This is a genomic window from Nordella sp. HKS 07, from assembly GCF_011046735.1.
Lineage (GTDB): Bacteria > Pseudomonadota > Alphaproteobacteria > Rhizobiales > Aestuariivirgaceae > Taklimakanibacter.
On record NZ_CP049258.1, the window covers coordinates 2,912,203 to 2,932,494 of the forward strand.

Sequence of the window (20,292 nt, forward strand, 5' to 3'; positions counted from 1 at the left end):
AATTCGAGTGACGTTTCGCATCATCGAGGAGTTTTAATGTCATACTTGCCTGCAATCTGTATTGTTGCCGCGTCCCTGGCGGCGCTTGGGAGTGCGAACGCACAGACTTCCTCCGATGCCGCGATCCCGGTCGGCGTCGAGAATTTCGTCCGCGCCGAGTCCGATCTCTATATCGGCAAGATGGTGAAGGATGGCAGCCTCGGCAAGTTCATCCATAGTCGCGAGCCGGTCTCGATCGACAACCAGAACGTCATCCGCATGAATCGCGACACGGTCTATTCATCGGCGGTGTTCGATCTCGATGCCGGCCCGGTCACGGTCACGCTCCCCGATGCGGGCAAGCGCTTCATGTCGACGATGGTGGTCAGCGCGGATCACTACGTGCCTGCGGTCTTCTACGGCGCCGGCAGCCACACCCTGACGAAGGAGAATGTCGGCACGCGTTACGTGTTTGTCGCGGTGCGCACCCTCATTGATCCGGCCGATCCGAAGGACATCGAGCAGGTCCATCAGCTTCAGGACGCGATCAAGGTCAGCCAGGCGGGCGCCGGAAAATTCGAGGTGCCGAACTGGGACCAGGTGAGCCAGACAAAGGTGCGTGAAGCGCTGTCCGTGCTTGGCGCGACGATTCCCGATTACAACAAGGCCTTCGGCACGAAGGAGACCGTCGATCCGATCCAGCATTTGCTTGGGACCGCCACCGGCTGGGGCGGAAATCCCGCCAAGGATGCGATCTATCTCAGCGGCGCGGTGCCTAAGAACGACGGCACGGCCGTCTACACGCTCAAGGTCGGTGACGTTCCGGTCGACAGCTTCTGGTCGATCAGTGTCTACAACGCCGACGGCTACTTCCAGAAAAACCCATACGATGCCTACTCGCTGAACAACCTGACGGCGAAGAAGAGCGACGATGGCTCGATCGTCATCCAGTTCGGCGGCTGCGACGGCAAGGTAGTCAATTGCCTGCCGACCGTGCCCGGCTGGAACTATACGGTGAGGCTTTACCAGCCGCGCGCCGAGATCCTGAGCGGCCAGTGGAGTTTCCCGCAGGCCCAGCTCCTGCCGTAAGGCACGACGGTCCTGGACTCACAAACCCTGCGGGGGCGGCGCCCAAAGGCCGCCCCTTAATTTCCAATCACACCAATTTGGCATACGCGCTGACCGACATGCTTTGGGCAATCGATGCCAGATAATTCGCAATTCTCCCAGGGTCTCGGCCCAGGCCCGGACGAGGCGATCCGGGATTTTGATGCATCGCATGGCGGGCCTTTCTACGAGCTTCAACGCCGGTTGAGATTGCTGCGCGCAAACGCGCTCAATGCGGGTCGCAGAGCGGTGATTTTCATCGCGATTGCTTGGGCGGTTCCCTTCCTGCTGGCATTGCCCGGCAGCCTGTCAATCGCAGATGCAGGAGCTTATCTCCGCGATCTCAACGCCTGGGCGATGTTTTTTGTCGCCATCGGAGCATTCATTCTGGTCGAGCAGCAGGTCGAAAGCGGCCTGCGCATCAAGCTCCGGCAATTCTCGAGAGCGCCGATCATTGCTCCCGCCTCGATTGAGAGAGCTGCCGGGGCGGCCGTGACGGCGCTCAAACAGCGCGATTCCAGATTGGCTGAGATCCTGTGCCTGGCGTTGGCGGCCGCTTCCGCGTTGCTCTACTGGATGCGTCTCGATTTTACCCCCTCGGCGTCCTGGGCCGTCAATGTCGCGCCTGAAGGCGACGGCATCACCATGTCAGGCTGGTGGTCTGTGGTCGTAAGCGTGCCCCTCTTCTGGTTCCTGATGTTGCGCGTGCTGTGGCGTCACTTCGTCTGGTCGCGATTACTCCGGAAGGTGGCAAGGCTGGAACTGAGGCTGGTCGCGATACATCCCGACGGACAGGGCGGGCTCGCCTTCATCTCGGAATATCCCAATGCCTATATGACGTTTGTTTTCGGTGTCAGTGCCGCTGTGGCGGTGGCCGCCGGCAGGCATTTCGACATGGAGACCCTTGATGCGACCAGCCTCACCGCCACCATGGCCGGATGGCTGGTGGTGGTGCTTGCGGTGTTTGCATGCCCGCTTTACGCCTTCTCAAGACCGCTTGCCGATTTGAAGGCGGCCACACTCCTCGCGCTCTCAGCCCAGGCGACGCGCTACCAGAGGCTCGCCGAACGCCAGGTTCTTGGTCGCAACGTGGTCGCCAACAACGATGAGGAAACCGCAAGCCAGCGAGCGATCGTTGATCCCTCGAAGCAACACGAGGTGGCGAAAAAACTCTCGACAATGCTTGTCAGCCGCAAAGCGGCTTTACCCGTCGCTTTGGCGGCGCTCCTTCCCTTCGCCATCGAGGGAGCAACCCGGTTGCCCTTCAAAGACATCGTTTCGATCCTGAAAAAGCTGCTGTTGCTCTAGGACGAAGTGGCGTTGGCGCTGGCAGATCCGATCAGAATTTTTATGAGGGCTTCCCATATGTCTAGGTTATCGATGCTGAATAAATCCGCGGCGCTTGCTGTATTGTCGCTTTGCATCTCGACCGCTGGTGCGTTTGGCGACGAAGTGCCGGCCGCCAAAGTGACCGACCCGCATTTCCAGCTGGCCCCAGGTTACCTGAACAAGGCGGATCTCCCCGACAGCCTGCAGCTTTTGGGATCGCCCCCTTCAGCGGGCAGTGCCGCGCTCGCGCGCGACGAAGAGGCCAGGCAAAAGACGATTCCTCTGCGCGGAACCGCGCGATCGGATCTGGCGAGGCGTGATGCCGATCTCAATTTCCCGCAGCCGGCGGAGAATTTCTCCTGTGCGATGGGCGTGCAGATCGATGAGCAGAAGACACCTTACACCTACAAGCTGATGCAGAGAGTTCTGACAGATGCCGGACTGTCGACATATGGTGTGAAGAATAAATACAACCGGGTCAGGCCTTTCGTTGTTCACAACGAAGGAACGTGCTGGCCCGATCAAGAGCCGCTTTTGCGAAGCGACGGGTCTTATCCTTCAGGCCATACTGCGGCGGGATGGGCTTGGGGCCTTGTTCTGGCGGAAATCAATCCGCAGCGTTCAAATGAACTGCTGAGCCCTGGCATTTCGTTCGGGCAAAGTCGCGTGATCTGCAATGCGCATTGGCAGAGCGACGTTGATGCAGGACGAATCATGGGGGCCGCCACAGTAGCCAGACTTCATGCCGACCCTGTCTTCCTCGCAGACGTCGAAGCTGCCCGTGAGGAAGTGAAGAAGGCCAAGGCGGCAGGCGAAACCCCAAAAACTGACTGTTCCGCCGAAGCTGCCGCCCTCTCTGAAAAATAGAGACGTTGGACATACGCTTTCGCGATATCATTTGTGTTATACAAGAAACGGAAAAATGAATCAGTATCGTTACTTTCTGGCCGCCTGTGCGGTTTTGTTGCCGACATCTGCTTTCGCCGAAGGCGACAGCCATTACCTCGCCAAGCAACTATCCAATCCGGTGGCGGCGCTCATCAGCGTCCCGTTCCAATTCAACTACGACGAAGGATACGGGCCGAGCAATGGCCACAGGGCTGTGCTCAACATCCAGCCCGTCGTGCCTTTTTCGTTGAACGACGATTGGACCGTGATCTCCCGCACCATCCTGCCGGTGATCTCGCAGAAAGACATAGCCGGCCCGTCCGGTGAACAATCCGGCCTTGGCGACATCACTCAAAGCCTGTTCTTCTCGCCCAAGAACCCCGGCCCGTCGGGCATCGTCTGGGGCGCGGGTCCGGTGTTTCTCGTTCCGACCGCCACCGACGATCTGCTCGGCGGCGAGAAATGGGGGGCGGGTCCGACCGCCGTGGTCCTGAAACAGATGGGCGGCTGGACGGTCGGCGCGCTGGGAAACCACATCTGGTCCTTTGCGGGCGACGACCACCGCTCGGACATCAGTTCGACATACCTGCAGCCTTTCGTCTCCTACACGACAGCCGACGCATGGACCTTCGGCCTCAACACGGAAAGCACCTATAACTGGGAAACCAGCGAGTGGTCGGTTCCGGTCAATTTCACGGTCGGCAAGCTGGTCCAGATCGACAAGCAGCCGGTGAGCTTCACGGTCGGCGTCCGCTATTGGGCCGAGAGCCCCGACGGCGGCCCTGACGGACTGGGCTTCCGTGGCGGGGCGACGCTTTTGTTCCCGGCGAAATAGGCCGGCGGCCAGGTGTCCCTTCGCCGGGCCTCAGCGCCGTCCGGCGCCCGATACTTGCGACATCGGCTCGCCGGAATGGCCGGCGAGCACGCGGCCGGCGAGATAGAGCGAGCCGAGAATGAGGATCCGCGGCGCCGGGGTGATATGGGCCGCCTGCTTCAAGGCGTCCTCCAGGCTGTCGGCGGTCTCGGCGCTCAAGCCCTGGCGGCGCGCCGTCTCGGCGAGATCGCGCGCCGGAACCGCATTCTCCTCCTCCGGGATGGTGAGCGTCACCACGCGATGCGTGATGCCGGAGAAGGGCGCGATGAAATCATCGGTCGCCTTGGTGTTGAGCATGCCCCAGATGAGCACGAGAGGGCGCGACACGCGCTCATTGAGCTCGCTGAAGGCGCGCGCCAGAGCGCGTCCGGCTGAAGGGTTGTGTCCGCCATCGAGCCAGAGCTCTGATTCCTTCGGGATCAGGGACCAGAGCTCGCCAGGCCCGAGCCTTTGCATGCGCGCCGGCCAGGAGGCCGTCTTCAATCCCTGCGCGATATGGCTTTCGCCGATACGCGCATCGTCAAGGCTGCGCAAGGCAGCGATGGCGGTGCCGGCATTGTCGATCTGATGGCGGCCCGGCAATTGCGGCAGCGGCAGATCGAGAAGCCCGCTCTCGTCCTGATAGACAAGCCGGCCATGCTGCTCATAGACCTGCCAGTCCTGATTGGCGATGAGGAGAGGCGCCCCGACTTGCGCGGCGCAGTATTCGATCTCGTCGCGCGCCTCGTCGGGCTGGGGAGCGATGACCGCTGCCACGTCGCGCTTCAAGATGCCGGCCTTCTCGCGCGCGATCTCGGTCAGGGTGTTGCCGAGAAATTGCTGATGGTCGTAGTCGATCGTGGTGATGATGCTGATCGCCGGCTTGGCGATCACATTGGTGGCGTCGAGCCTTCCGCCGAGGCCAACTTCCAGCACCAGATAGTCGGCCGGATGGCGCGCGAAAGCGAGAAAGGCCGCCGCCGTGGTGATCTCGAAGAAGGTGATCGGTTCGCCGCCATTCGCCGCTTCGCATTCCTCGAGCAGCGTATTGAGCGCTGATTCCGAGATGAGATCGCCGCCGCCCGTCTTGCCGAGCCTTATACGCTCGTGGAATTTGACCAGATGCGGCGAGGTGTAACAATGGACGGCAAGCCCCGCCGCTTCCATGGCCGAGCGCAGATAGGTGACGGTCGAGCCTTTGCCGTTGGTGCCGGCGACATGCAGCACCGGCGGCAGCTTCTCCTGCGGATCGCCGAGCCGCGCCAGGATCCGCCACATGCGCTCGAGGCTGAGATCGATGATCTTCGGGTGAAGCGAGAGCAGCCGCTTCAGGATGGCATCGCTGACGGCCATGGGATCAGCTGTCGGCCGGAACCAGCGCCGTCTCTTCGCTGCTGTTCTTGAGAATGGGCGGCGCCTTGGCGAGCAGGCGCACCACGCGGCTCACCGTCTCGCGCATCTGATGGCGATGGATCACCATGTCCACCATGCCGTGTTCCTCCAGATATTCGGCGCGCTGGAAGCCTTCCGGCAGCTTCTCGCGGATCGTCTGCTCGATCACTCGGGGACCCGCGAAGCCGATCAGCGCGCCCGGCTCGGCGATATGCACATCGCCCAGCATCGCATAGGAGGCGGTGACGCCGCCGGTCGTCGGATTGGTCAGCACCACCACATAGGGCAGCTTGGACTCGCGCAATTCGCGCACCGCGATGGTCGTGCGCGGCAACTGCATGAGCGAGAGGATGCCCTCCTGCATGCGCGCACCGCCGGAAGAGGCGAAGAGCACATAGGGCACTTTGCGATCGACCGCGGCGCGCATCGAGGTGATGAGGCCTTCGCCGGCCGTCATGCCGAGCGAGCCGCCCATGAAGGAGAAATCCTGGACGGTGATGACGAGGGAAAGCCCGTCGAGCGTGCCGACGCCGGCGAGGATCGCGTCCTCCGCCCCGGTCTTCTGCTTGGCTTCCTTGAGGCGGTCGGTATAGCGCCGTTCGTCGCGGAATTTGAGCGGATCGATCGCCGCCTGCGGCAGCGCGATCGTCTCATAGGTGCCACCGTCGAACATCGATTTGAGGCGCACATCGGGTGCCATGCGCATGTGATAGCCCGAGCCCGGAATGACGAACTGGTTGTGCTCGAGGTCGCGGTAGAACACCATCTGCCCGGTTTCCGGGCATTTGACCCACATATTCTCCGGCGTCTCGCGCTTCGAGCCGAGCAGGCCGCGGATCTTGGGACGGACGAAGTTCTTGATCCAGTTCATCGGTGGGTACTCGCTGCTACGCCCTCGCCCCGCGGGGCAGGGCGATCACACATCAATTTTTCCAGATTGGCGAGCCTTGTCCAATTTTCCCCCTCTCCCGCTTGCGGGAGAGGGTGCCCGACAGGGCGGGTGAGGGTGTTGGCTCCAATGTCGAATTCTCTGTCAGGCTCTGCGTCGCGTCGCAGAGACACCCTCATCCGGCGCTTCGCGCCACCTTCTCCCGCAAGCGGGAGAAGGGGAATGAGGGGGGACGCATCGCGATTGTCGAGCCGTGTAATCATGACCGCACGCCTTGGGCGATCTCGCTCACCAGCCGGTGCACGGCGGGCGCGGTATCGGCTGTCGCCTGGCCCGAGGGACCAAGGCTCGCTTTCACGGCATTGACGAGGGCCGAGCCCACCACGACGCCGTCGGCGCTCCTGGCGATGCTGCGCGCCTGTTCCGCCGTCCGGACACCGAAGCCGACGGCGATCGGCAGCTTGGTGTGGCCCTTGAGACGGGTGACATTCCGCTCGACGCTCTTGAGGTCGGGCGCCTTGGTGCCGGTGATGCCGAGCACCGAGACATAATAGACGAAGCCCGACGTGTTCCTGAGCACCGTGGGCGCCCGCTTGTCGTCGGTCGTCGGCGTGGCGAGGCGGATGAAATTGAGCCCGGCCTTGATCGCCGGCAGGCACAGTTCCTCGTCCTCCTCAGGCGGAAGGTCGACGATGATGAGCCCGTCGACGCCCGCCGCTTTCGCCTCCTTGAGGAAGCGCTCGACGCCATAGATGTAGATCGGATTGTAATAGCCCATGAGGACGACAGGCGTCGCGTCGTCGTCCTTGCGGAAGTCGCGCACCAGAGCGAGCGTCTTGACCAGCGTCTGGCCGGATTTGAGGGCACGCAGGCCCGCTTCCTGGATCGCCGGGCCGTCCGCCATCGGATCGGTGAAGGGCATGCCGAATTCGATGATGTCGGCGCCGGCCTTGGGCAGGCCCTTGATGATCGCGAGCGAGGTCGCGTAATCGGGATCGCCCGCCGTCAGAAAGGTGACAAGCGCGGCTCGGCCTTCCTTCTTGAGGTCGGCGAAACGTTGGTCGATGCGCGTCGTCACAATTTCACCCCGAGATGATCGGCGACTGTGAAGATGTCCTTGTCGCCGCGCCCTGACATGCAGATGACCATCAGATGGTCCTTGGGCTTGCTCGGCGCAAGCTTCATCGCATGAGCCAACGCATGCGAGGGCTCGAGCGCCGGAATGATGCCTTCGAGCCTGCAGCAGAGCTGGAACGCCTCGAGCGCCTCCTGGTCGGTCGCCGAGACATAGCTGACGCGCTTGGTGTCGTTGAGCCAGGCATGCTCGGGCCCGATGCCTGGATAATCGAGGCCGGCCGAGATCGAATGCGCCTCGGTGATCTGCCCGTCATCGTCCATGAGGATATAGGTGCGGTTGCCATGCAGCACGCCGGGCCGGCCGCCGGTGATCGAGGCGGCATGCTTGCCGCTGTGAACGCCGCTGCCCGCCGCTTCGACGCCGTAGATCTCGACGCTTGTATCGTCGAGGAAGGGATGGAACAGGCCCATGGCATTGGAGCCGCCGCCGATCGCGGCGATGAGCGAATCGGGCAGGCGGCCTTCGTGCCGCAGCATCTGCTTCTTCGTCTCATTGCCGATGACGCATTGGAAGTCGCGCACCATTTCGGGATAGGGATGCGGGCCCGCCACCGTGCCGATGCAGTAGAAGGTGTCCTCGACATTGGCGACCCAGTCGCGGAGCGCCTCGTTGAGCGCGTCCTTCAGCGTGCGCGAGCCCGAAAGGGCCGGCACCACTTCGGCGCCGAGAAGCTTCATGCGGAACACATTGGGCATCTGCCGCTCGATATCGACCTCGCCCATATAGACGATGCATTTGAGCCCGAAGCGGGCGCAGGCGGTCGCGGTGGCGACGCCATGCTGGCCGGCGCCGGTCTCCGCGATGATGCGGGTCTTGCCCATGCGGCGCGCCAGCAGGATCTGGCCCATCACATTGTTGATCTTATGCGCGCCGGTGTGGTTGAGCTCCTCGCGCTTGAAATAGATCTTGGCGCCGCCCAGATGCTCGGTCAGCCTTTCGGCGAAATAGAGCGGGCTCGGCCGGCCGACATAATGCTCGAGGAACCCATCGAGCTCGGCCTGGAAGGCGGGATCGGCCTTGGCCTCCTCATAGGCCTTCTCGAGGTCGAGAATGAGCGGCATGAGGGTCTCGGCGACAAAACGGCCGCCATAGATGCCGAACAGCCCCTTTTCATCGGGACCGGTGCGGTAGGAATTGGGCGCGATCTGGTTCATGGCGGCTTTCTATAGCATCAGGCCGAAAAACAGGAACCGCTTTTCGGACAATCTGAGGGGCTAATCAAGGCGCCGCCTTGGCCGCCGCGACGAATTCCCGAATGAGATTTATGTCTTTGATTCCAGGTGATTTTTCGACGCCTGACGAAACGTCGACAATGCCGGCACCGGTCGCCTCGATGGCTCTCGCGACATTGTCGGGATCGAGCCCCCCGGAGAGGATGAATGAGGAGGGCGCCCCTCCCGAACCGACGAGCGTCCAGTCGAAGGCGATGCCGTTGCCGCCGGGGAGGGCGCCCGCGAGTGTCTCCGGCGCCTTTGCGTCAAAGAGGATGAGGGCGGCCACCGATTCATAGGCCTTGGCCCGGACGACGTCTGCGTCCGTCCTGACTTTGATCGCCTTGATTACCGGTTTGCCGCTCAGGCGGCTGATCTCGGCGATGCGCGCGGGCGTCTCGGCACCGTGCGCCTGGAAGAAATCGGGCGCCACTTCGCCGGTTATCTCGTCGATGAGCGTGTCGTCGGCATCGACAATGAGCGCCACGATCTTCGCTTTGCCGCGCGCGATCCGGGCCAAAGCCTTTGCCGTGGCGACCGAGACATTGCGTGGGCTCTTTGGATAGAAAACGAAGCCGATCAGATCAGCGCCAGAGGCGAGCGCGGCCTCGACCGTCTCGGGCGTCGACAGGCCGCAGATCTTGACGTTAGTGGGCATGACTCGCCTCGAGGCTGCGGGCGATGTCGCGTGCCGCTGCCGCAGGATCGCTGGCCCCCGTGATCGGCCGGCCGATCACCAATATATCGGCCCCTTCATCGAGCGCTGCGCGTGGCGTCGCGACGCGCTTCTGGTCCTGGACCGCAGCATCGGCCGGGCGGATGCCGGGCACCACGGTGATGAAATCGGGCGCCGTCGCCGTCTTGACGGCGCGCACATCGGGGGCGCTGCATACGACGCCATCGAGCCCGCATTGGCGCGCCAGCACAGCCAGGGCCGCAGCATGCTCGCGCCCGGTAAGCTCGCGGGCGAAGCCCGCCTGATGGATATCGGCATCGGCAAGGCTGGTCAGGATGGTGACGCCGATCAACAAAGCGCGGCCGTCGACGGCGTCGGCGGCGGCACGCATCATGTCGGCGCCGCCCGTCGCATGGATATTGACGATCGCCGGCTTGGGATCGAGGCGCATCAGCGAGCGCAAGCCCGAGGCGACAGTGTTGGGAATGTCGTGCAGCTTGAGATCGAGGAAGATCGGCAGACCTTCCTTCGCCACCGTCTCATAGCCCTTCGGGCCATGGGCGTAGAAGAACTCCATGCCGAGCTTGGCATAGCCGGCATGCGGCTTGACGAGGCGGGCGAGCTCCTGGGCGCGCGCCACGTCCGGCGTGTCGAGGGCGACGCAGATGGGGTTCTTGATCATGGCGAAGGCCCCTTACCGCGAAATGGGACAGGGTGCAAATCACCCTCGCCCCGCGGGAGCGGGGAGAGGGAGGGACCCATTGCGCAGCAATGGGAGGGTGAGGGGCAACCGGTCTCTTTGGGCGACGATGGCGAACAAGCACGAACGCTACAGCGACGAAGAAGAGGTAACAGGGATGCCCCTCACCTTCCCAACGCTGGCGCGTTGGGCCCCTTCCTCTCCCCGCTCCGCGGGCGAGAGGATTTTACGCAGCCTTTGCGCTAAAAGAGCTTATGCTCCGCGCGATGAGCGCTGCTGGGGGCGTCCGCTACTCCGCCGCCTGGCGCAGGCGCAGCAGATTTATCTCGACGGAATGGAGATGCCGGTCCATGGCGGACGCGGCGGCATCGAGATCACGCTCGCCAATGGCGTCGACCAGGGCGTCGTGCTCGGCGAAACTGTGATGGTCGGCGGGCGGCCTCAGGCTGTTGCTGCGCAGCCGGCCCCAGACGACGGTGCGGCGGACCGCGTTCAGCGTGTCGAACAGGGCGACGAGAACGCTGTTATGCGTTGCTTCGGCGAGCAGCCGGTGCAGGCGGTTATCGCAATTCTCATATTGCCGCCATGTCGCGGCGAGGCGCGACGCCGTCAGGCACTGGCGCATCTCGGCGATGTCGGCGGACGTCGCATGAAGCGCCGCCTCGCGGGCGAGGATGGGCTCGAAAGCGCGCCGCGCCTGCATGACCTCGCGCGGATTGCTGCCGGCGGCGATGTCGGCGACGCTCTTGAATTCATCAACAGGGCGCGATCCGATGAAGGTGCCCTTACCGACATGGCGCCAGAGTTCCCCATTGCCCTCGAGCACGGCCAACGCCTTGCGCAACTCGCCGCGCGAGACACCCAGGAGGTCGCACAATTCGCGCTCCGGCGGCAGTTGCGCATTCGCCGGCAGATCGAGCTGGGCGAGATAGGCCCGAAGTTGTGTCAGCGCGCCGCCAACCTCATCGCTCATGTTCAAGGTGTCCCAAGCCCGTGGATATATTTGCCGGCAAGCGCATAGAGCCTCAACCTATGGACATCAATATCTATACCAATTTACATATCTTGCCAAACCAATCAAGAATTGGTTAGATGGTGAGGGGGGCCCAGACGCTGAAAGCGCAAGGAGGCTCCTTGAGATTGCTTGAGGAAGCACACGGGAGGACGTCAATGAATCCAGTTCCGAAATTCCTGTCCGGCCTCGCCGCGGCGGGGCTTATGCTCAGCCTGGCCACGGCCGCAGCGGCCGCGGAGAAGGTTCGCGTCGCGCTTGGCGATGTCGTCTCGGTCGAGACGCTCGCCTTCGTGGTGGCGCTGGAGCGCGCCAAGGACCGCGGCGTCGATTATGAGCTCACCTCCTTCGCCAAGGAGGAACTCGCCATCCAGTCGATGATCAACGGCCAGTCCGATCTCGGCGTCGGCACGCCCTATGCGGTCATCCAGAAATCGAAGCTGCCGCTCAAGAACATCTATCAGATGTCGCGCCTCGTCTTCTTTCCGGTGGCCTCCAAGGAATACAAGACCTGGAAGGACATGAACGGCCAGCCGATAACTTTCCACGCCCGCGGCACCGGGACCGAGGCCATCGGCAATATCATCGCCAAGCGCGAGGGCATCGAGTTCGGCGATCGCAGCTATGTGCCGGGTTCGGAAAACCGCATCATCGCCATGATGAACGGACAGATCAAGGCGACGGTCGTCGATCTCGCCAACAAGAACATGCTCATGGAGAAGGCCGGCGACCGCTTCCATGTACTGCCCGGCCTCGATGAGCCGGCCAGCGACGAGCTCGTCTTCGCCAGCGACGCCTGGCTCAAGGACAATCGCGAGACGGCGAATATCGTGGTCGAGGAACTGCAAAAGCTGTGGCGCGAGATGAAGGCCGATCCGACCATCATCGAGACCGAGCGCGCCAAGCGCAATCTGCTCGCCGACCAGCCGAAGGAAGTGATCGCCGAGGTCGTGCCCTTCTACACCGAGGCGACCAAGGAAGGCGTCTATGCGCCGCTCGAGACGCCGGAAGACGTCGCCAAAGTCGATTTCCTCTTCTACACCGAAGCCGGAATGATGACCGGACCGGCGGAAACGCTGAAAGTGGAGGAGTTCTGGGATTTGGGCCCTCTCGACGCCGCCAAGAAGGCGTTGGGCGGTTGACACACACCGTTTCCCTTCTCCCGCCCTGCGGGAGAAGGGGCAGCGATGGGTGAAACTTCCCGAAAGGGGAGAGAGAAGAGATGCACGGACCGTCATGACCTTTATCGCCGCGACAAAACTCGCCGCCCGACAGGAGCCCCGCTGGCGAGATCTCCTCGGCCATCCGGCGACATTGTGGCTCCTCTCGGCGATGATCGTCTTCGGCGCCTGGGAGATCGCCGGGCGCTGGCCGATCAGCCCCGCCTTTCCGCCCTTCTCAGACACGATGGCAGCGCTCGCCGGGCTCATCGCCGACGGCTCGCTCGCCAAGGCTTTGCTCATCACCCTGGAGCCTCTGGCCATCGGCCTCATCGCATCGGTCCTCGTCGGCGTCGGCCTCGGCGTGCTGATGGGCCTCAACCGCCTGGCCGAATGGCTCTGCTCGCCGGTCTTCGTCATCGCGCAATCGGCACCGCTCGCAGCGCTCATCCCCATTCTCACCTTCGCCTATGGCATCGGCCTGACCGCCAAAGTTCTGACCGTCTGCATCATGGCGATGCCGGTCATCGTGCTCAATTCGCTCAACGCCGTGCGCCATACGCCGGAGAGCCTCATCGACATGGGACATGCCTTCCTCGCCTCGCGGCGCCAGATGGTTCTCAAGATCATCCTGCCGGCGGCGAGCCTGATGATTTTCGCCGGCCTCCGGCTCGGCTGTGCCGCGGGCTTCATCGGCGTGGTGCTCGCTGAGCTCCTCATCACGCCGACCGGCATCGGCGACATCATCACCTACAACCAGTCGGTCGCCGAATATGAGAAGATGTATGCCGCGATCTTCGCCATCATCGCTCTGTCGGTGCTGTTCATCTCCTTGCTCGAGATCGTCGAGACCACTCTCTTCCGCCCCGAAAAGCGAGCCCAATCATGAGCGCCACCGTCGCCCGCAAAACCGCTATCGCGCCACGGCCCATCGTCGAGGTGAGGGGCGTTTCAAAGGTCTATCCGGGCGGGGTCGAAGCGCTCAACGCCATCTCGGTCGATTTCCCCGAAGGCCAGCTCACCTCGCTGCTCGGGCCCTCCGGCTGCGGCAAGACCACGCTGCTCAAGATCATCGCCGGCCTCATTCCGGCGACCTCCGGCGAGGTGGTGGTCGATGGCCGGCCGGTGACGGGTCCCGGGCCCGAACGCGCTTTCGTCTTCCAGGATTTTGCCCTGATGCCCTGGGCCACCGTGATGCGCAATGTCGCCTTCGGGCTCGAGCTCAAAGGTGTCAGCCTCGGCGAACGCGAGGCGGTGGCGGAGAAATACATCGCGAGCGTGGGTCTCAAAGGTTTCGAGCGCGCCTTCCCGCATGAACTGTCGGGCGGCATGCGCCAGCGCGTCGGCCTTGCCCGCGCGCTTGCCGTCAACGCCAAGGTGCTTCTCATGGACGAGCCCTTCTCGGCGGTCGACGAGCAGACGCGGCGCAAGTTCCAGGAGGATCTGCTCGAGCTCATCGCGCGCGAACGCAAGACCTTCCTGTTCGTGACCCATTCGATCGAGGAGGCGGTTTATGTCTCGGACCGCATCGTGATTCTGTCGCGGCGCCCGAGCCAGGTGTCCGCCATCATCGAACCCGAGATCGGACGCGGCGGCGATCCCGACCAGATCCGCCGCGATTCCGCCTATCTCGATACGGTGGAGTCGATCTGGCAAAGCCTCAAGCGCTATCTCGATTGAGGAGGCGGACATGACCATCGGCAAGTTCCGCCTCCCCATGGCAACGTCGCTCCTCATCTGGGCGCTGCTCTGGGAGATCGTCGGCCGCACGGGTGCCAGTTTCGTCATCCCGCCTTTGTCGAACATCTTCGCGCGCATCGTGGAGATCGTGCCGACCCCGTTCTTCGGCGAGGCGCTGTGGATCACCGGCAAGGCCTTCATCATCGGCAATCTCATCGCCATTCTCATCGGCATACCGTTGGGCGTGCTGATGGGCCGGTCGCAGATCGCCGACCGTATCCTGCTGCCCTGGGTCAATCTGTTTCTCTCGGCACCGCTGTCGGCGCTCGTGCCGGTCATCATGGTGATCTTCGGCGCCGGACAAACCACGATCATTCTCACCGTCGTGCTCTTCGCCATCTGGATCATCGTGCTCGACGCCCGCGCCGGGGTGCGCAACATCACGCCCTCGCTCGTCGAAATGGCCTGGAGCTTCGGCGCCACGCGCTGGCAGGCCTTCACCAAGATTTTTGTCTGGGCGGGACTGCCGGAAATCCTGTCGGGCGTGAGATTAGGCCTCATCCGCGCCGTGAAAGGCGTCGTGATCGGGCAGATGCTGGTGTCGATCGTCGGCTTCGGCAGACTGTTCGAGCTCTATTCGTCGCGCTTCCTGATGGAGCACTTCTGGGCACTGCTCTTCGTACTCTTCGCCTTCGCCTTCACCATCAACGAGGTGCTGGCGTGGCTCGAGCGGCGCGTCGACTATTTCGCCTCATCGCGCAACTGAAACCATCGGTCCAACAAGGAGCAGATTTCAATGGACTTCGTCATCGCCCAGCCGCAGCAGGCCAGCCTCAAGATCAAGGGGTCGAAGGCGGCATTTCCGGTGCACCGCATCTATTGCGTCGGGCGCAACTATGCCGCGCATGCGATCGAGATGGGCGGCGATCCCAATCGCGACGCGCCTTTCTTCTTCCAGAAGAATCCGGACAATCTGGTTCTGGACGGGACGTTCCCCTATCCCCCCGCCTCGAACGACGTGCATCATGAGATCGAGCTGGTGGTGGCGCTGAAGGCGGGCGGCAAGGACATTCCGCTCAGCGCCGCGCTCGACTGCGTCTATGGCTATGGCGTCGGGCTCGACATGACGCGCCGCGATCTGCAGGGCAAGGCGAAGGATGCCGGCAGGCCTTGGGAAGTGGGCAAGGCCTTCGAATCCTCCGCTCCCGCCTCGGCGCTGGTGCCGGCGGCCGAGATCGGCCACCCCGCGGCCGGCGCGATCTGGCTCGATGTCAATGGCGAGCGCCGGCAGACCGGCGATCTCAACCAGATGATCTGGAAGGTGCCGGAAATGATCAGCTACCTGTCTGGCCTGTTCGTGTTGCAGCCGGGCGACGTCATCTTCTCCGGAACTCCCTCCGGCGTCGGACCGGTCAAGCGTGGCGACAAGCTGCTCGGCCATATCGACGGCATCGGCGATCTGGCGGTCAGCGTCGTGTGATTGCCTTACCTCTTTTCCCTTCTCCCGCAAGCGGGAGAAGGGGAATGAAGGTGATGGGGCTCAGCTCCGCGAATAGATCAGTGCCGCGGCGGCGAGGTCTTCCAGCGCGGTGCCGCAGGATTTGAAGAGCGTGATCTCCTCGCGGTTGCGCCGGCCGCCGGTCTTGCCGCGACAGAGGCCGAAGAGATCGCCCTGGATATTTTCCATGCGGAATTTGCCTTCGGCCTCAGCCTGCAGGAGGTCGCCCGCCTCAGCCTCGGCGCCTTCGCGCGTGTCGACATAGACGCGCGCTTTGGCGATCGTCTCGCCGTCGGTCTCACGCATGGTCGGCTTGAAGGCGCCGGCGAGGTCGATATGGGTGCCGGGCTTGAGCCACTGGCCGCGCAGGATCGGTTGGGTCGAGGTGGTGGCGCAGGAGATGATGTCGGCCTTGCCCGTCGCCTGTTCGAGATCGCGGACGATCTCGATGGCGAAGCCGTCGCGGGCGAGATCGCCGGCGAGCGCCTCCGCCTTGGCGGGGGTGCGGTTATAAAGCAGAACGGTCTTGATCGGGCGCACCGCGGCATGGGCGCGCACGAAATGCGGGGCGAGCGCGCCGGTGCCGACCATCAACAGGGTCTCCGCGTCCTGGCGGGCGAGATAATCGGCCGCGAGCGCCCCGGCACAGGCGGTGCGCCGCCGCGTTAGTTCGGTGCCGTCCATCATGGCGACCGGAGCGCCGGTGCGGTTGTCGATCAGGAGATAGCTGCCCGTGACGGTGGGAAGTCCGAGCGCCGGGTTGTCGGTCTTGACGACCACCGTTTTGATGCCGGTGAAAGCTTGCGACCAGGCCGGCATGAGAAGCAGCGTGGCGACCGGCGAGGTGTCATGATGATGGCGCGTCGGAGTCGCGATATCCTCGCGGAAGCCCTGGCGCAGGGCTTCGACGATATCGCGATAGGAGGCGGCTTCGGCGAGTTGGTCGGCGGAGATGATTTTCATGGAGCGGGAGGCGGGGCGTTGAGAAGTTCCGGGTGTTCGCGCTTGAAGCGTTGCGCTTCGTCCTGGGCACGCTGGAGGTCTATGCGCGCCTGACGCGCGGCGCGACGCCATTTGGCTTGCGCGAACCAGCAGGCGATCCATCCGGCGATCAAGCCGAAGAAAATGCCGGCGAAGAACAGCGCCCAGAGCGGCATGAACATCGTGGCCAGGGGCGCAGCCCGCGAGAAGGGATCGAAGGAGACTTCGATCCATTGCCGATTGGCCACGCAGAAGGCGATGACGATGATGACGATCGGCAGTCCGATCGCCCAGTTGATGGCCCGGCGGAAAGTCACGGCTCGGTTCGGTTGAGCTGCTCGCGCAATTCCTTGCCGGTCTTGAAGAAGGGCACGTGCTTCGGCTCGACCGTCACCGGCTCGCCGGTGCGCGGATTGCGGCCCTGCCGGCCTTGTCGCGATTTGACCGAAAAGGCGCCGAAACCGCGCAGCTCCACCCGGTCGCCGCCTTTCATGGCATTGATGATCTGGTCGAAGATCGTATTGATGATGCGCTCCACATCCCGGTGATAGAGATGCGGGTTCTTTTCGGCGATCTTCTGGATCAGTTCGGATTTGATCATGTTACTCCCCTCTCGCCCCCTTTATTGCAGAGAAGGGTGCCAAACCGAAACGAGACCGTCAAGTTTCTGTAATTGCGCCTGTTCGGCAAGGTCCGGCAGCCCCAGCGCCTTGAGGGCCCCTGAGGTGATCTTGAGGCCCAGGCCGAACAGCCCCTTGTCCTCGGCCGGCACCGCCCAATCCTTTACCTCTATGCCGTCGGGGAGCTTCTTTTCCTTCTTGATCCAGTCGACCGCCTTTTCCTCGCCGCCCAGCTCGTCGATGAGCTTTTCGGCCACCGCCTGGCGGCCGGTATAGACGCGGCCGTCGGAGAGGATCTTGACCTTGTCGAGGGGCAGCTTGCGGCGCTCGGCGACGAGGCCGGTGAACCAGGTGAAGCTGTCCTGCACCATCAGATTGGAGACCTCGCGGGCTTTCTCGGAAAGCGGCTTGAAGGGCGAGGGCTCGGCCTTGAGATCGCCCGACTTGATTTCCTGCATCTGGACACCGATCGTCTCGAGCAGCTTCGAGACTTCCGCCCATTGGAAGATCACGCCGATGGAACCGGTGATGGTGTTGCCGCGCGCGACGATATGGTCGGCGGCGATGGCGGTGATATAGCCGCCCGAGGCCGCGACCGTGTCCATGACCGCGGCCACCGGCTTGTCCTTGGCGATCTTGCGGACCGACTCGTAAATGGCTTCAGAGCCCGCGGTGGTGCCGCCGGGGCTGTCGATACGCAGGATCAGGCCCTTCACATGGTCGGCCTTGGCGATCTCGTCGAGAAGGTCGAGGGTGGGCTGGTCGCCGGTGATGAGGCCGGTGACCCAGACCCGCGCGATATGATCCTTGCGCTTTTCGATATCGAAGCCGCCCGCGGCGGCGGCGAGCGCCAGCAGGGCGCCGATGAAGAGGAGCACGGACGCCACGCGCCAGAAGGTGAGGCGGCGCTTCAGCCGCCGGCGGTCGATGATGAGTTCAGCTTCGGTCGCCATGGCAGGGGCCCTTTACAAGCATCGGTCCGAAATATGGAGACCGGCTTTCGGACAAACCGATGCGAATATTAGAGGCATCGGTCCGAAAAGTGGAAACCGGTTTTCGGACAAACCGATGCGAAGGTTGAGGCATCGGTCCGTAGTGGATGCCGGTTATCGGACAATTCGATGCGAGAATTAAGGCATCGGGCCGAGAATTAGGGGCCGGCACTCGGATGACCCGACACTACAGGAAAGTGGGGCCGGGCGTTGTCGCCCGGCCCGGTTATCGTCAGTCCTTCGACTCGGCATCCTTCTTCGCCTTGTTGAGCGCGGCGCCGAGGATGTCGCCGAGGGAAGCGCCCGAGTCGGAGGAGCCATACTGCGCCACCGCCGCCTTTTCATCGGCGATTTCAAGCGCCTTGATGGAGACGGAGATGCGACGGCTCTTGGTGTCGATCTGGGTGACCTTGGCGTCGACCTTCTCGCCGACCGCGAAGCGCTCGGGGCGCTGCTCGGAACGGTCGCGGGCCAGATCGGCGCGCTTGATATAGGCGGTGATCTCGGAACCGGTGATCTTCACATGCAGACCGTTTTCCTCGACGGCGGTGACTTCGCAGGTGACCGTGTCGCCCTTCTTGATGCCGCCCAGGGTTTCGAGCGGATCGCCCGAGACCTGCTTGATGCCGAGCGAGATGCGCTCCTTCTCGATATCGACGTCGAGAACCTGGGCGCGCACGTGATCGCCCTTCTTGTACTCCTTGATCGCGTCTTCGCCGGAGCGCTTCCAGTCGAGATCGGAGAGATGCACCATGCCGTCGACATCGCCGTCGAGACCGACGAAGAGGCCGAATTCGGTGATGTTCTTGATCTCGCCTTCGACGGTCGAGCCGGCCGGATGCTTGTCGGAGAAGCTCTCCCACGGATTCTGCTGGACCTGCTTGAGGCCGAGCGAGATGCGCCGCTTGGCCGGATCGACTTCCAGCACCTGCACCTGGATCTCTTCCGAGGTGGAGAGGATCTTGCCGGGATGGACGTTCTTCTTGGTCCAGCTCATCTCCGAGACGTGCACGAGGCCTTCGATGCCGTCTTCCAACTCGACGAACGCGCCGTAATCGGTGATGTTGGTGACGCGGCCCTTGACCTTGGCGCCGATCGGGTACTTGGCGGCGACGCCCTCCCACGGATCCTTGTCGAGCTGCTTCATGCCGAGCGAGATGCGCTGCGTCTCCGGATTGATGCGGATGATCTGCACCTTCACCGTCTGGCCGACCGACAGGACGTCGGAGGGATGGTTGACGCGCTTCCAGGCGATGTCGGTGACGTGGAGCAGGCCGTCAATGCCGCCCAGATCGACGAACGCGCCGTAGTCGGTGATGTTCTTGACCACGCCGTCGACCACCTGGCCTTCGGTGAGGTTCTGCACCAGCTCCGAACGCTGCTCGGCGCGGGTCTCTTCCATGATGGCGCGACGCGAGACGACGATATTGCCGCGGCGACGGTCCATCTTCAGGATCTGGAAGGGCTGCGTGACATTCATCAGCGCGCCCACATCGCGGATCGGACGGATATCGACCTGGCTGCCGGGAAGGAAGGCCACCGCACCGCCGAGATCGACGGTGAAGCCGCCCTTGACGCGGCCGAAGATCACGCCGTCGACGCGCTCGTTATTGGCCGAGGACTGTTCGAGCCGGGTCCAGGCTTCTTCGCGGCGGGCCTTGTCGCGCGACAGGACGGCTTCGCCGAGCGCGTTCTCGATGCGCTCGAGATAGACTTCGACCTCATCGCCGACCTTGAGGGTCCCGTCCTTGCCGGGCTGCGAGAATTCCTTGAGCGCGATGCGGCCTTCGGTCTTGAGGCCGACATCGATGATCGCGAAGTCGTTCTCGACGGCGACCACGCGGCCCTTAACGACGGAGCCTTCCGCGGAGGTCTGGGTGCCGAAGGATTCGGCGAGCAGGGCTTCGAAGTCGGCGCGGGTCGGATTGAGAGATTCGGCAGCTTTTGCCATGTGTTTTCGGTTTCCTGAGTAATCGAGGCTGGCCCACGGCTATATCCGCAGGACCTCCCGCAAGGCGCCGTCACCAAAATAGGTGCCAGGCGGGCAAACCACGTCATTTCCGGCACACAGGGCCAACCAGGCTTTGAGCTCGAGTATGGTCCGGAAACAGTTGAGGGCGCACCCGGTTCCAGTTCAACCGAAGGCGCCCCGTGAACGCGCCCGTACGCGCGGGCGGCCTGGAATGC

At 63.2% G+C, this 20,292-nt stretch carries 21 protein-coding genes; 9 read left to right on the forward strand and 12 right to left on the reverse strand.

What is annotated here, in order from left to right; genetic code table 11:
* Positions 1-36 precede the first annotated feature (36 nt).
* From G5V57_RS13735 to G5V57_RS13750, 4 genes are all read left to right on the forward strand, one after another.
* Positions 37-1,068 (forward strand): DUF1254 domain-containing protein, encoded by a 1,032-nt coding sequence (locus G5V57_RS13735; RefSeq protein WP_165168044.1) that lies wholly within the window; start codon positions 37-39, stop codon positions 1,066-1,068.
* A gap of 114 nt (positions 1,069-1,182) precedes the next feature.
* Positions 1,183-2,394 (forward strand): hypothetical protein, encoded by a 1,212-nt coding sequence (locus G5V57_RS13740; protein WP_165168045.1) that lies wholly within the window; start codon positions 1,183-1,185, stop codon positions 2,392-2,394.
* Positions 2,395-2,466: 72 nt separating this feature from the next.
* Positions 2,467-3,282: a phosphatase PAP2 family protein gene (locus G5V57_RS13745; RefSeq protein ID WP_165168046.1), complete on the forward strand. Its 816-nt coding sequence runs from the start codon at positions 2,467-2,469 to the stop codon at positions 3,280-3,282.
* A 55-nt stretch (positions 3,283-3,337) separates the two neighbouring features.
* The gene (locus G5V57_RS13750; RefSeq protein ID WP_165168047.1) at positions 3,338-4,138 is read left to right on the forward strand and encodes a transporter; all 801 of its coding nucleotides are present in this window, start codon (positions 3,338-3,340) and stop codon (positions 4,136-4,138) included.
* Positions 4,139-4,168: 30 nt separating this feature from the next.
* Here G5V57_RS13750 and G5V57_RS13755 read toward each other — a convergent pair whose 3' ends face one another.
* The 7 genes from G5V57_RS13755 to G5V57_RS13785 all read right to left on the reverse strand — a co-directional run bounded on the left by G5V57_RS13755 (position 4,169) and on the right by G5V57_RS13785 (position 11,135).
* Positions 4,169-5,509, reverse strand: a complete 1,341-nt coding sequence (locus G5V57_RS13755) for a folylpolyglutamate synthase/dihydrofolate synthase family protein (protein WP_165168048.1) — start codon at positions 5,507-5,509, stop codon at positions 4,169-4,171.
* 4 nt (positions 5,510-5,513) lie between these two features.
* On the reverse strand, positions 5,514-6,419 hold the full coding sequence (gene accD / locus G5V57_RS13760) for an acetyl-CoA carboxylase, carboxyltransferase subunit beta (RefSeq protein ID WP_165168049.1): 906 nt from the start codon (positions 6,417-6,419) through the stop codon (positions 5,514-5,516).
* 277 nt (positions 6,420-6,696) lie between these two features.
* Positions 6,697-7,515, reverse strand: coding sequence for a tryptophan synthase subunit alpha (trpA, locus tag G5V57_RS13765; RefSeq protein ID WP_165168050.1), 819 nt, complete (start codon positions 7,513-7,515; stop codon positions 6,697-6,699).
* On the reverse strand, positions 7,512-8,729 hold the full coding sequence (gene trpB, locus G5V57_RS13770; protein WP_165168051.1) for a tryptophan synthase subunit beta: 1,218 nt from the start codon (positions 8,727-8,729) through the stop codon (positions 7,512-7,514). The genes trpA and trpB overlap by 4 nt, the downstream gene beginning before the upstream one ends.
* A gap of 64 nt (positions 8,730-8,793) precedes the next feature.
* On the reverse strand, positions 8,794-9,444 hold the full coding sequence (locus G5V57_RS13775; RefSeq protein WP_165168052.1) for a phosphoribosylanthranilate isomerase: 651 nt from the start codon (positions 9,442-9,444) through the stop codon (positions 8,794-8,796).
* Entirely contained in the window at positions 9,434-10,144 is a 711-nt protein-coding gene (gene pyrF, locus G5V57_RS13780) for an orotidine-5'-phosphate decarboxylase (RefSeq protein ID WP_165168053.1), read from the reverse strand. Before pyrF ends, G5V57_RS13775 begins: the two co-directional genes overlap by 11 nt.
* Before the next feature lie 307 nt (positions 10,145-10,451).
* On the reverse strand, positions 10,452-11,135 hold the full coding sequence (locus tag G5V57_RS13785) for a FadR/GntR family transcriptional regulator (protein ID WP_165168054.1): 684 nt from the start codon (positions 11,133-11,135) through the stop codon (positions 10,452-10,454).
* Between the two features lie 197 nt (positions 11,136-11,332).
* Here G5V57_RS13785 and G5V57_RS13790 point away from each other — a divergent pair, with 197 nt between their 5' ends.
* The 5 genes from G5V57_RS13790 to G5V57_RS13810 all read left to right on the forward strand — a co-directional run bounded on the left by G5V57_RS13790 (position 11,333) and on the right by G5V57_RS13810 (position 15,494).
* Positions 11,333-12,316, forward strand: coding sequence for an ABC transporter substrate-binding protein (locus G5V57_RS13790; RefSeq protein ID WP_206530261.1), 984 nt, complete (start codon positions 11,333-11,335; stop codon positions 12,314-12,316).
* Positions 12,317-12,410: 94 nt separating this feature from the next.
* Positions 12,411-13,223 carry an ABC transporter permease gene (locus G5V57_RS13795; RefSeq protein ID WP_165168055.1) on the forward strand — a complete coding sequence of 271 codons (813 nt, stop codon included), beginning with the start codon at positions 12,411-12,413 and terminating at the stop codon, positions 13,221-13,223.
* On the forward strand, positions 13,220-14,014 hold the full coding sequence (locus G5V57_RS13800) for an ABC transporter ATP-binding protein (RefSeq protein WP_165168056.1): 795 nt from the start codon (positions 13,220-13,222) through the stop codon (positions 14,012-14,014). Before G5V57_RS13795 ends, G5V57_RS13800 begins: the two co-directional genes overlap by 4 nt.
* A gap of 10 nt (positions 14,015-14,024) precedes the next feature.
* Positions 14,025-14,780 (forward strand): ABC transporter permease, encoded by a 756-nt coding sequence (locus G5V57_RS13805; protein ID WP_165168057.1) that lies wholly within the window; start codon positions 14,025-14,027, stop codon positions 14,778-14,780.
* A gap of 30 nt (positions 14,781-14,810) precedes the next feature.
* Positions 14,811-15,494, forward strand: coding sequence for a fumarylacetoacetate hydrolase family protein (locus G5V57_RS13810; RefSeq protein WP_165168058.1), 684 nt, complete (start codon positions 14,811-14,813; stop codon positions 15,492-15,494).
* A gap of 60 nt (positions 15,495-15,554) precedes the next feature.
* Here the strand turns inward: G5V57_RS13810 and G5V57_RS13815 are convergent, their stop codons facing one another.
* The 5 genes from G5V57_RS13815 to rpsA all read right to left on the reverse strand — a co-directional run bounded on the left by G5V57_RS13815 (position 15,555) and on the right by rpsA (position 20,056).
* Positions 15,555-16,475, reverse strand: a complete 921-nt coding sequence (locus G5V57_RS13815; protein WP_165168059.1) for an ornithine cyclodeaminase family protein — start codon at positions 16,473-16,475, stop codon at positions 15,555-15,557.
* Complete coding sequence (locus G5V57_RS13820) at positions 16,472-16,810, reverse strand: lipopolysaccharide assembly protein LapA domain-containing protein (protein WP_165168060.1); 339 nt, start codon at positions 16,808-16,810, stop codon at positions 16,472-16,474. Before G5V57_RS13820 ends, G5V57_RS13815 begins: the two co-directional genes overlap by 4 nt.
* A complete protein-coding gene (gene ihfB / locus G5V57_RS13825; protein ID WP_165168061.1) occupies positions 16,807-17,094 on the reverse strand; it encodes an integration host factor subunit beta in 288 nt (95 codons plus the stop codon). Before ihfB ends, G5V57_RS13820 begins: the two co-directional genes overlap by 4 nt.
* A gap of 21 nt (positions 17,095-17,115) precedes the next feature.
* Positions 17,116-18,066: a signal peptide peptidase SppA gene (gene sppA / locus G5V57_RS13830; RefSeq protein WP_165168062.1), complete on the reverse strand. Its 951-nt coding sequence runs from the start codon at positions 18,064-18,066 to the stop codon at positions 17,116-17,118.
* A gap of 271 nt (positions 18,067-18,337) precedes the next feature.
* Positions 18,338-20,056, reverse strand: coding sequence for a 30S ribosomal protein S1 (rpsA, locus tag G5V57_RS13835; protein WP_165168063.1), 1,719 nt, complete (start codon positions 20,054-20,056; stop codon positions 18,338-18,340).
* Positions 20,057-20,292: the final 236 nt, after the last annotated feature.